This window comes from Nonomuraea africana (genome assembly GCF_014873535.1).
GTDB lineage: Bacteria > Actinomycetota > Actinomycetes > Streptosporangiales > Streptosporangiaceae > Nonomuraea > Nonomuraea africana.
Genome location: NZ_JADBEF010000001.1, coordinates 5121585 through 5133786 on the forward strand (window position 1 = coordinate 5121585; position 12202 = coordinate 5133786).

8 protein-coding genes and 1 pseudogene are annotated in these 12202 nt (G+C 65.4%); 2 read left to right on the forward strand and 7 right to left on the reverse strand.

Features of this window, described 5'->3' with window-relative positions:
- Positions 1-143 precede the first annotated feature (143 nt).
- Positions 144-1766, reverse strand: coding sequence for a collagenase (locus tag H4W81_RS24250; protein ID WP_192776920.1), 1623 nt, complete (start codon positions 1764-1766; stop codon positions 144-146).
- Between the two features lie 221 nt (positions 1767-1987).
- Between H4W81_RS24250 and H4W81_RS24255 the strand changes: the two are divergent.
- Positions 1988-3230 (forward strand): annotated as a pseudogene (locus H4W81_RS24255) (transposase); the annotation flags it as partial.
- A gap of 65 nt (positions 3231-3295) precedes the next feature.
- Here the strand turns inward: H4W81_RS24255 and H4W81_RS24260 are convergent.
- The gene (locus H4W81_RS24260) at positions 3296-3829 is read right to left on the reverse strand and encodes a hypothetical protein (protein WP_192776921.1); all 534 of its coding nucleotides are present in this window, start codon (positions 3827-3829) and stop codon (positions 3296-3298) included.
- Positions 3830-3953: 124 nt separating this feature from the next.
- Between H4W81_RS24260 and H4W81_RS24265 the strand changes: the two genes are divergently transcribed.
- Entirely contained in the window at positions 3954-6269 is a 2316-nt protein-coding gene (locus H4W81_RS24265; protein ID WP_192776922.1) for an ATP-binding protein, read from the forward strand.
- Between the two features lie 1092 nt (positions 6270-7361).
- Here the strand turns inward: H4W81_RS24265 and H4W81_RS24270 are convergent.
- The 5 genes from H4W81_RS24270 to H4W81_RS24285 all read right to left on the reverse strand — a co-directional run bounded on the left by H4W81_RS24270 (position 7362) and on the right by H4W81_RS24285 (position 11986).
- The gene (locus H4W81_RS24270; RefSeq protein ID WP_192776923.1) at positions 7362-8771 is read right to left on the reverse strand and encodes a WD40 repeat domain-containing protein; all 1410 of its coding nucleotides are present in this window, start codon (positions 8769-8771) and stop codon (positions 7362-7364) included.
- Between the two features lie 216 nt (positions 8772-8987).
- Positions 8988-9641 carry an integrase core domain-containing protein gene (locus H4W81_RS49440; protein WP_318781923.1) on the reverse strand — a complete coding sequence of 218 codons (654 nt, stop codon included), beginning with the start codon at positions 9639-9641 and terminating at the stop codon, positions 8988-8990.
- Entirely contained in the window at positions 9610-10089 is a 480-nt protein-coding gene (locus H4W81_RS47525) for a hypothetical protein (protein WP_225958773.1), read from the reverse strand. The genes H4W81_RS49440 and H4W81_RS47525 overlap by 32 nt, the downstream gene beginning before the upstream one ends.
- A 56-nt stretch (positions 10090-10145) precedes the next feature.
- Complete coding sequence (locus tag H4W81_RS24280; protein WP_192776924.1) at positions 10146-10487, reverse strand: hypothetical protein; 342 nt, start codon at positions 10485-10487, stop codon at positions 10146-10148.
- Positions 10488-11530: 1043 nt separating this feature from the next.
- Complete coding sequence (locus H4W81_RS24285) at positions 11531-11986, reverse strand: hypothetical protein (RefSeq protein ID WP_192776925.1); 456 nt, start codon at positions 11984-11986, stop codon at positions 11531-11533.
- Positions 11987-12202 lie beyond the last annotated feature (216 nt).

Sequence of the window (12202 nt, forward strand, 5' to 3'; positions counted from 1 at the left end):
GGTCGGAGCCAGGTTCGTTGGACTTTCCGTGATCGCTGATGATCGTCGAACGGCGCTGCGGTGGTGGCCAGAACGATGTACCGTCGCGACGGCGTCGGCGAGACCAGGCCGAGTCCCGCCGAGACCGTCGTGAGAAGCGAAAGCTAACAGCCGCCGTTGGCGCAGGCGGTGAGCCACGCGTCGAAGTCCGCGTTGTAGTTCAACGCCTTCAGATGGGCGCGTGCGGCCGCCCAGTTGCCGACCCGGTAGTAGCCCAGCACGGTGGCCACGTCGCTGTGGTGCCGCTCGACCATGTAGCGAACGGCCAGGTAGCCCCACCTGTAGACGCGCGTCGTGTCGTGGTCATAGGTGGTGTCGAAAAGGGTGCTGAGCGTGTAGGTGTGTTTGGCCGCCTCGGTGACGGCAGCGTCGTAACGTACCCCGCGATAGCCGTACGAGACGTATTCCGCCATACCCTCGATCCACCACACCGTCGGGGTGCTGATGTTCGCCTCGAAGTCGCCGTACATGTCGAACCGGCCGTCGAGGTAATGCGTGTACTCGTGGTTGAGGTTCCAGATCTGGAAGTCGGGCCGCAGCCACTCGGCCTCGTAGGCGATGAACCGAGCCTGATTGCCCGGCTTCGACGGATCGCCTTCGAGGTACATGCCGCCGTTGTTGGTGTCGATGCCGAACATGGCGCGCGCGTACCGCCGGTAGTCGCGGCTGGAGTCGTAGACGACCACTTCCAGCGCCGTGTTGTAGTCGTCCGCCACGGGTCCGCTGTCCTGGACCAGGTTGTGGAAGTAGCCGTCCTCGTTGAAGAGACTGGAACAGGTCCACTGGAGTTGCTCGGGAGTCATGTCCTGCGCCCGGATCCGCAGTGTGGGGCCGCAGGTGTGGGTGATCTGCAGGACGTCCTTGCCCAGCGCGGCGAGTGTCCCGCATACGCCGTACGCGCTGCACCCGGCCTTGTCGAGAGCACCGGCCATCTCGGCCACCGCGACCCAGAGGCCCGCCGTCCGCCCGTGCGGGCTCGATCGCCCGAGCAGATCCTTCAGCATGGGGCGGACCTTGCCGCGTAAGGCGTCGTATCGGACAAAACGGGCGAGCTCGCTGCCCGCGTTCGCCGTCAGGTACTCCCTGTCGGTGCCCAGCAGCCCGGCGTTGCGGTCGGCGAACGCCTTGAGAGCGTCCAGGACGCCGCTGTCGGCGCGCACCGCGGTCAGGAAGTCAGATCGCCGGTGTCCGCCGAAGAGCACGAAGAAGGCGCGGGTGCGCGCGGCGTCGAGTTCCGGCCGGTCGGTCGCCAGCAGGCGTTCGACGATGTCGAGGTAGCGTGAGTTGAGCCCTGCCGCGTCGATCAGTCCCACGGCCTCCGCGAGCACCTCGCCGTTGGAGCGGGTGGCCTGGTGTGAGGCCGGGTTGGCGAAGAAGGCGTCGAGCGCGTCCCGTGTGACGGCGTGGACTGCCTCGCCGAAGTCGCGGGACTGATGACCGGCGCGGAGGTAGGCCAGCAGCTGTGCCGTGCCGGCGCGGTTGTCGCCCTGATAGCTCTCGGCGTCTTGCCGTACGGCGGAGGCGGCCCGGAGCATGGCCGGCTCGTTGAAGCTCGCCGCGCTCAGGGCGCTGACGCAGCGGAGTTCCGCTGCTCTGAGCGCGGCGATGTGATCCGACTCGACGCGGCGGGTGAGGCCGGGGACGTCGCAGCTCTCAGCCGGATCCTGCCCGTGGGTGATCGCGGTGAACGGCGGTCGGTCCTCGGCCTTGAGCGGTTCCGATTGCACGTGTCTGGGTCGAGCGGCCTGCTCGGGCCGAGCGTGGGCCGGAACGGCGTGACCGGATAAGAGAAGTCCGGACACGAGCCCGATGAGGACGGGAAGTCGCTTCATGGCACTCCTTGGGGGGAGGGAGTACGATCACATGTGATATGTAAAATTGCATGATCTGTGACTGTGAGCAAGCCCTTGATAGATGGCTTCTCTAAGTGGCAGGAACAGCGGCGCTGCTGACCTACTTCCGGCGCCGGCTGGCCCGCTCCAGCCGGCCGAACCGGATCTTCGAGGCGGTCCGCGAGGTGGTCACCGCGACCGGTGCCCTGAAGGGCAGGCAGCGGCGGGCACTGGATTCCACGGTGCTGGATGACGCGGTGGCCACCCAGGACACCGTGACTCAGCTGATCGCCGCGATCCGCCGGGTGATCCGCCAGGTGCCCGGCGCGGCGCAGGTCGCGGCCGCCTGCTGCACCGCCCATGACTATGCCGATCCGGGTAAACCGCGCATCGCCTGGAATGACGAGCAGGCCCGGGCCGTGCTGGTGGACGCGCTGGTCGGTGATGCCATCCGGTTGCTGGCCGGTCTGCCGGAGCAGGCACGGGGGGAAAAAGCCGCGAACGCGGTGGGCATCTTGGCCCTGGTAGCGGGCCAGGACGTGGAACCGGCCGAAGACTCCGACGGCGGTGACGGGCGCTGGCGCATCGCCCAGCGCACCGCCCCCGATCGGATGGTCTCCACCGTCGATCCCGAATCCCGGCATGTGCACAAAACCCGCACGCACCGCCAAGACGGCTTCAAAGCCCATCTCGCGGTCGAACCCGAGACCGGCCTGTTCACCGCGGTGGCGCTGCGGCCCGGCTCCGGCGCCGCCCATCACGAAGGCGCCCTGGCCCCCGACCTGCTGGCCGAAGAGAGCGCCCCGGTCGAGGTCTTCGGTGATACGGCCTACTCCAGCGGCACCTGCCGAGGCGCACTGTCCTCGGCCGGGCACCGCGTGGTGATCAAACCCGCCCCGCTGCGGCCGGCCGTCGCGGGCGGGTTCGACCTGGACGACTTCGCCATCGACACCGCCGCCGGCATCCTCACCTGCCCAGCCGGACACACCGCCCGCCTGACCGGCAACACCGACAAGAAACGCGCCATCTTCGGCAAGATCTGCGACGGCTGCCCCCTACGGCACCGGTGCACCACCGCCAAGAACGGCCGCGTCGTGCAGATCCGCCCCGAGCACGACCTGCAGGCCGCCGCCCGCCGCCAGGCCACCACCGACCCGGACTGGCAGGCCGACTACCGCCGCTGGCGACCACCGGTCGAACGCGCCGTCGCCTGGATCGTCACCCGCGGCAACCGGCGATTACCATCAAGAACAACGCCTGGCTCCACACCGCGCCGCAGCCCTCAACCTCCGCACCCTGATCAACCTCGGACTCACCCGAACCGACGGCATCTGGACACTCGCCCCTGGCACGGCCTAGACAGCCCGCAGTCCATCCACCCACCCCGGAAACACAGCGGCCACCACAAGATCTTCAGTGATCTTCTAGGGGTCGCCCGGCCGGAGTGAATCAGCCAGACGACCAGTAATCCAGGCCCAGCGCCCCGCATAGCGCGTAGTTCGAATTATGGATGGAATCTGCGGTTTCGCCGGACTTGGGCTTGGTGGCGTCGCCATAGACTGGCCGGTCGTGACCTTCCAATACCCCTGGTTGTTGTCACAGTTGTCACCGTTGTCGCGGTTAGAGCCCTCGAGGTGCTCGACCTTCGTGCCGTCGTCGCCCTTGATCTTCCAGGTGTCGTTGCCGGCCGGAATCAGCTCACCGGCCCTCCCGTCGAACGAGATCGCGGCGTTGTCGTAGCCCAGCTGATGTCGCGCGGCTTGATGCCGTCGGGGTTCTTCACTCCGTGATCCGCGCATGGCTCCCGACAGTGGCTTCTCCGCAGCCGGAATCTTCGGCAGCTCGTCCGCTTGCGCGCCGGGCGAGGCCACCACGCCATGCAGGAAGCTCATCACCAGCAACGCCGAGACCGTCACGGCGAGGCGCCGCCCTAATCCTGACCGGGTCAATCCGTGCATCCCGTCTCCTGTCCGGTCGTCTGAGATGGGCGTCAATCTCCATGGGTCCCGAGGCCGTACTGCACAGCGCAAGCGCGCGGTGGGTTTGACCGGCTGAACGCCACCCGCTTAGCGTGAAATCGCTATGGTCTCGAAGGGGCGTCGCCTGCTGGACAACCTGCCGGCCGACTTCACGAGTTTTGTCGACCGGCGCCTCGAGTTGGCGGAGATCAAACGGCTGCTCTCACTGGCCCGGCTGGTGACGCTGACCGGTGTGGGCGGCGTCGGGAAGACGCGGCTGGCGTTGCGTGCCGCCACCGATCTGCGGCGCGCGTTCGCCGACGGGGTCTGGATGGTCGACCTGGCCGCTCTCGGCGACCCGGAGCTGCTGGTCCACGCCGTGGCAGAGCCGCTCGGCGTCAGCGACCAGTCAGCCCGGCCGCTCCTGACGGTGCTGTCCGAGCACATCGCCGACAAACAGATGCTCCTTGTGCTCGACAACTGTGAGCACATGCTCGACGCCTGCGCGAGGTCGGCTCACGCGCTGCTGCGGGCCTCTCCGGGACTGCGGATCCTGAGCACCAGCCGAGAGGCGCTGGGGGTGTACGGCGAGCATGTGCTGGCCGTACATCCTCTGTCGGTTCCGACGGAGTCGCAGGAAAACGCCACGCCATCAGCGGCGGTTGCCCTTTTCGCGGAACGGGCGGCGGCCGTTGTACCAGGATTTGGTGTCACTCCTGATAATGCGGCCATCATAGAAAGACTCTGCCAGCGGCTCGAGGGCATCCCGCTGGCCATCGAGCTGGCCGCGGCCCGCATGCGTGTGATGTCGGTACAGAATCTCCTGACTCGGCTGGATGACCGTTTCCAACTGCTCTCCGGCGGCCCCCGAACCATGCCACACCGTCAGCAGACGCTGCGCGCGCTGATGGACTGGAGCCGAGACCTGTGTTCGCCCGAGGAGCAGATGCTGTGGGGGAGGCTGTCGGTGTTCTACGGCAGTTTCGACCTGGGGGCGGCGGAAGAGGTCTGCAGTCTGGGCGGCCTGCCCAGGGAGAGCATCCTCGACCTGCTCATCCAGCTGGTGGAGAAGTCGATCCTGGTCAGGGACGAGGCCTCGCCGGATCGATACCGGCTGTTGGAGACCATACGACAGTACGGTGCCGAACTGCTGTCCGGCTCCGGCGAGGTGACGCCGTTGCGCCGTAGACACCGCGACTACTACGAGGGCTTGGTCGTACGGGCTGAGGCGGAGTGGTTCGGCGAGCACCAGCTCGAATGGACCACCCGACTGTGGTGTGAGCACGCCAATATCCGGGCCGCCCTCGACTTCTGCCGGACGGAGCCAGGCGAGGCCGAGGCCGGTCTGCGCATGGCCGCCGCGCTGCGGATGTACTGGCTCGGTTCGGGCCTGATCCGGGAGGGACGCGGCTGGCTCGATCGTCTGCTCCCGCTGCACACCAAGCCGACCCCGGTGCGGGTCAAGGCCATGTGGCTCGACACCTGGCTGAGCCTGCTGCAGAACGACGAGGCCACCGCGTTGCCGATGCTCAAGGCCAGCCGAGCGCTCGCTGAGCAACTAGGCGACACGAGCGCCCTGGCGTACGTCGCGCAGATCACAGGGCTCGCCGAGTTCAGGGGAGATCTGCCCGCCACGGTCGCGCTGTTCGATGAAGCGCTCGCCCATCACCGCGCCGTCGGCGACCTGATGGGCGTCGCGTACGCCCTCATCCGCCTGGCGACCACAAGCATCCTGCTCGACGACGCCGACAGGGCCCTCGCCTACTGCGAGGAGTGCGCCGCGCTGAGCGCTTCGCATGGCGAGACCTGGTTCAAGGCCCACGCACTGTGGATGATGGGCATCGCGGTTTGGAGGCAGGGCGACCATCGCAGGGCCGCCGCGCTGGAGCAGGAGAGCATCCAGGTCAAGGCAGCCTTCCACGACCAGGTGGGCGTCGCGATCGGGATCGAGGTCCTGGCCTGGATCGCGGCGACAGACAGGCAAAGCGAGCGGGCCGCCACCCTATTCGGAGCGCTGGAGACGATCTGGCGGCCCACCGGGATGTCCCTGTTCAACTTCATGACCTCCTACCACGACGAGTGCCAGCAACGCACCCAGGAGATTCTCGGCGACCAGCGCTACGAATCGGCATTCGGGCACGGGACTCGGTTCGCGGTGGAGGCGGCGATCTCTTTCGCGCTGGACGATAAGCTCGACTCCGCGGCCGTGCCGGCCAAGTCCGAGGCGGAGTCCTGCCCGCTGACGCGCAGGGAGATGGAGATCGCCGAACTGGTCGCGCAAGGCTTGAGCAACAAGGAGATCGCCGCCGCGCTGGTGATCGCGCCGCGCACGGCGGAGGGCCACGTGGAGCACATCCTGGCCAAACTCGGCTTCACATCCCGGGCACAGATCGCGGCTTGGGCCGTCGAACACGGCCGACAGTGGTCGCGCAACGGTTGATCCGACAGCCACCGGCCAGCACACCAGGCGACCGAAGGAAGAACCAACCGGCGCCACCGGTCGTCACGAAGGCTTACGGGTCTTGATCCCCAAGCAGTGGACGACCGTGCAGCGCTCTGTACCCCTGCGACTCAAGACGTTCAGCCTTCACCACTGATCGCCGTCGGCTGTGCGTCGGCAAGAGACGCTGGACGACTTCGTTGATCATCGGGTCGGTTATGACGCTCCTGTATCCCGACTGGACGGCGAACCGACGCAGCGGGTCGAGAACCTCTCGGCGAATCCCGGGGCAGAGAAGGTCGAGGTAGAGGCTTTCGATCTCCGACGCGTGGGCGACTTTTGTCGAACCCGAGCACACGGTACGACTCCGCGGCGTCGCGGACGCCGCCTTGAATCCAGGCGACCGGGATCCTGGTCTCCAGCAGCCTGTCTCGCATGCTGGTCAGCTCCGCAGCCAACTGGCTCGCCTCGCGTGTCCGCGTTCCCGCTCCAGCCCTGCCCACCAGGTCGGGGATGTCCGCGGGCCTCGCCCTGAGGAGGGCCCCCAACGCGATCTGCGGGTGTATGCGGGAGCGCATGGGGTGTATTCCCAGACGTCGAGTGGATTCAAGAACCACACCGACCTGCAAGTTCGGTCCGCCGAGCTCATTCCAGATGTCCGCGGGATAGCATGCTGGCTTGATCCCGGCCCCGCCCGCCAGCGCTGTGCTTCGCTGTTGGCCGTCGACGATGAAGATGTGGGCGTCCGATGTTTCCCGGTACCGGCCTGCCCCCGGACGAGACTGCTCAGGGGGACCCACCACACAAAGCCGCTGATCGGCCACTGCGGGTCCCGAGCCAGCGATGCCCATAGTTCCGCAGTCCAATGGACGTTGCGCTGGAACGGCCGACCGAACTGGACTACATCTATTTCTCCTGAATCCAGCATGTGAAGGAGGTCAGCGAGCTTGGAAGAACTGGTACGCCAACCTGCACGCCAAGTTCCCCGACGGCCCGGTACGCGGTCAGCTCTACAGAGGCGGCTGGTGAGACCGCTCACCTCTCAACGGGTTTACAGCCACAGTTGGCGAAGGCACTCATGACCAGGTACACCTAGGCCAGGCTCAGAGCCCAATCGATCGAGCACGCTGCCAAGGTGTCCTTCCCCAAGAGGCCGCCGCCGTATCGTGTCCAATCAGCATCGCCGGCGTATCGAGTCCACTCTTCGCGAGTGATCTTCAGACTGTCGGGAGCATTGCAGGCGACGCCAACGGGATCCTCCAGCATCTCTGGCAGGTCCCTCAGATCCCACATCGTCACTCCACGGTCGGGACTAGCAGTCAGCGCCACCTCTCCGTCAGCGCTTACGGCGATATAGCTGACTTCTCGGGAGTAATTCTTCAGGGAGGAGGTGTTCGTTGGCCGAGATGGGGTCGACAGATCCCAGACTGGCACGCTGCCGCCGTCTCCCGCAAAAAGCGCGATCTTCTCGGAGTCGGAGAGGGCAATACCGTAAAGATCCTGGTTGGGCATGTCCAGAGTGGCGGTGTGAATCGGCTTGGCAGGGTCTGCCAGTGACCATACGTCCGCCCGTTGTGAGCTCCCGACGAGGATTTCACGTCCATCTGCGGTAATAGATATTGGCTCCGCAGTATTGAATGGCAGTTCCAGTCTGCTGAGTTGGATTGGGTTGTCGGGGCGGCTGAGGTCCCAGACAGTCACGTCCCGATCCCCTGCCAGGATTGCGGCAAGACGGGCATCAGCGTCAAGGGAGATACTCCTGATGCGGCCGGCCGGGAGCCGAACGTGCGAGCGCCTGATCGGTTTCGTTCTTACGCTGAGATCCCAGATGGCAAAATTGCCGTCGAGGTCACCGACGCATGCCGTGCGGCCGTCACGTGACAAAGCGAGCGCCTCTATCCCGCGATCAGCCTCACGTGCGGCACCCGCATTGATGGTTTCTGAGCGAGTGGGCTGTGCGAGGTTGGTCAGATCCCATAGCGCTGCGGTGCCGTTATCTTGGCCGATCAACGCGGTTCGGCCGTCAGAGGAGAGTGCAAGGAAGTCTACATTCTCATAATCACCTTCCAATTCGGCCCGCTCTTCGGCTTCACCTTCCGGGTTCTCGTCGAGCATTCCGCTCAGATCCCAGACGCCGATCTCGTCTGCATCTTTTATGAGCGCCACGTGGCCGTCCTGGCTCAGCGCCACACTGCTGGCACCTCTTGGATCCATCGAGAAGAGATCTTCGCGTCGCAGTACCAGGAGGCTTTCAAGTAATGCCTTGCGGCTTGCGGCGTCCGCGTTGATGTGTACCGCGGCCACGCCGAGCTTGAGGGATGTGTATGGATCCACATCCCTCAGTTCGCTCGCCTGGAGGGCGAGCGAGCGAGCCAGCAGGGCCTGCTCCTTCATGAGCGCTTCCTGGCGCACGTAGACCAGCAACGAGCCGATCGTGGCTATGACACCCAGCACGACCAGGCCGATGGTGACAAGGCCTTTCGCGCTAGGACGGATGTTCATGGCGGTACACGTCTCCCACTAGTGGCCGATGCCGCTGGGCAGCACTCTATCTCGCCGTCACAGAGGCTTGTATGTCGTTTTCCTGGCGTATGGGGATTTTGGATCGCAACAAGCTTCCACTGCTGCTTCATACGCGACCGTGGTGCAAATACTCATATTCATGACGAGCTGAATCCCGCCCAGCTCTGCGCCGGCCGAAAATTACATCCATGCAGTTCAAGCGGCATATGAGTACTCGTGGAGGACGCCGCCGAGTCGGTCTCGTCGGCGTATGTTCAGGTCGACGATTCTCGCTGGATCGGCGATCGGGTCCGGGACTGTGCGCAGGGGGGCCGCTTGGGCCAGGGCCTGATGGGCGCGGTGCTGGTTGTAGAAGCGTTCGTACTCGCGCAAGGCGTGCCGCAGGTGGCGTTCGTTCCACAGCAGGCAGCGGTCGAGCAGCTCTCCGCGGCACGACTGCACCCACCGTTCCATGACCGCGTTCATTCGCGGCATCCGGATCCCGGTGAGCACGGTCCGGATGCCGGCCTCAGCCAGAATCTCCTCCATGAGAGCGGGGAACTTCCCATCCCGGTCACGGATCAGATAGAGCGCCCGACAACCAGCGTCTTCCAGGTCCATCACGAGATTCTTCATCGCCTGGACAACCCAGCTCGCAGTCGGGTGCGCGGTGGTGCCAAGCACGCGGACGCGCCGGGTGGCGTGCTCGATGACGGCCAGGATGTCCTGGCGCTGGCCGTTGAGGGTGACGGTCTCGATGAAGTCGCAGGCCAGCAGCGCATCCGCTTGGGAATGCAGGAAGTCGGCCCACGTGGTGGAGGCTCGCTCGGGTGCCGAGTCAAGGCCTTCCTGTTTGAGGATCTCCCACACGGTGGGAAGGCGCGACCTTGATGCCAAGTGTGGTGAGCTCGCCGTGCACCCGCCGGTACCCCCAGGACGGGTTCTCCCGGACCAGTCGCAGGATGAGCGCGCGGATGGAGCGGACCGTGGGCGGGCGCCCAGGCCGTTTCGGCCGGCACGTACGGGCATGACGCCGTTTCATGAGATCGCGGTGCCAGCGCAGGACGGTATCCGGGTGGACGAGGAGCCGCAGTCGGCGCAGGACCTCGCGAGGCAGTGATGTCAGCAGGGCGGCCAGGAAGGCACGGTCCTCAGGAGCGAATCTCACCCTGGTGCCAGTGCCGAGCTGCCGTTCGAGAACGGTGATCTGGTGACGCAGGGCGAGGATCTCGACATCCTTGTCCCTATCCCCCATCGGCAGCAGCCACAGTGCGGCGAAAGTATTCGTGACGGCGACATAGGCCAGGCGAAGGAGCACAAGCGATCATCATGCCGCACTTGTCTTCCTCTCCTGATGGCCGAAGCTCGCACACGCTAAGCGAAGCCCTGTAAGGCCATGACCTGGGCGGATGACATTATCGGCAGGCACAGGGTCGCCTCATGCAGGTCACGAAGCAGTACGCCGACAGCCGCCGTCCCCTCGAGCGACCATGGACCCGGCTGGGTGAACTCCCCTTCGATGAAGGTCAGGGTCTCCCTGCCATCGGCGTCGTAACCGGTCCCGACCAGGCGCGGCGCCCGCTCGAAGCCAACCTCTTCCAGGTGCCTGAGTAGCGCGTGGACAGCAGGCGTCCAAGGCCCCACATCCCGCACGATGACGTCGCCACGCCGATGGACGGCGCTGCGCCCAAAGCCGGTCGTCAGATCGATCTCCACGTGGTCGAGTCTGTCATCCGTGTCGAACGAATAATCACTGTCCGGGCTGCCCTCGCGGTCACCAGTGCTGTCGCACCGGCTTCCTCGGTAAGGACGCGGCGTCAGTCGCCAGGCTCGGCAGCAGCTTGCCGCACGGCTGACTTAGAGAAGACTTGACCGACTGCAAGATCGCAGCAGGTTCGCAACCGCGAGGACCGTTCTGTCTTGGCGATGCGATGGTCGCTTGGAGACCTGACTTGGGAATACCAGGCCTAAATGATCTACCGGGAAACACAGTCCGTACACAAGAGCAACCACCGAGCAACCAACCATGATCGTTTCTCGGCCGGAGGTTTAAGGAGGGTCGAGAAACCCCAGGTCAGCCAGGGTATGAGAGAGTAGGGCGGGTGGGACTTGAACCCACGACCCACGGATTATGAGAATCCTGGATCAGTACCGCTCACTGTCGCGACGTGCCGATTTCTATCACTCTGCCCGCCATTGTCACCGCCGTCATGCCGGGATGTGAGGATGCGTGACGGGCCGTGCCGCATACACGCGAGCAACCAGCGAGCAACCACGCGCCCTTGACCATCGATGTCATGTTCCGCATGTCCGGAGCTCCCTACCCCACGCACCACGGCACCTCCCGCCACGTCCACGACGAGACCTGGCTATTTCCCCGGTCGCCACCCCGACCGGCCCCTCCACCCCACCAGCTTGGCCCGCTGCCTCGCCCGCCTCGGCATCGGCGCCCGCCCCCACCGCAACAGCGCCCTACTCCACTACGCCCGCCAGCTCGCGCCACCCGTCATCGGCCGACTCCTCTGCCTCGCGCCAGGAACCGTCGACCGGTGGGTGACATCTAGTGGCCGATGGGCCCGCTACAGCCCACCAACTTGACCTGACACCATGCCCAGCATGACCCGCTGGATCCGCCTCTATTGCGCCGAGGACGTGGTGCGGGACGCAGACGTTCTCGTCCACGCCTATGATCCAGGCGACGATCTGCTAGAGGCCTGGGGAGCCTGGCTGACGAGAGCGGCACCGGTACCACCACCGAACTACCCTGCGGTCTCGTAGATGTAGTTCCACTTCCCGCACTTGTGCTTCCCCTGCCAGGCGTCGTCGAAGCAGACGCGGAGCTGCACGGTCTGGGCCCCGAACTCCCAGAAGCGGAACTGTTTCCAGCCGTCGCACGCTTTGGCCGAGTAGTGCTGAGGGTTGCGGTCCTCGGGCTGGAAGTCCCCGAACTTGACCTCCACGTAGCCGCATGTGCTCTTGGGAGAGCGCTTGTCGTAGAGCTTGCCGCCGACCACGACCCTGCCGTTCGTGTCTACGTAGACGCTGCCCTCGGCGTTGGCGCGCGCTCGGCCGGAGTACTTGGAGAAGAACGGGCCCCACTTGCCGTCGCCGTAGGAGGCGAAGGAGCTGGCCGGTGTTGCGGCGGAGACCACGGCCGGCATACCGAAGGCGATGACGGTGGTGGCAACGGCGAGAGCGAGCAGGGGGCGTTTCATGGGGTCTCCTAATGGCGAGTGGATCCCGGCCTGATAGGTCCGGATGTTCGGACAGCCCTCTCGGTGTCCGACACCGCTGATGTTAGGGAGACGTGGCCCGGTGTTCTGCGGAGGAATGCACACTCGCGCAATGTGTGGAAGCTTCAAACGCCCTACGACGACTTTTGAAGCGGTACAAGCCGAGCCGCACCAACTCCCCGTGCACCCGTCGATGGC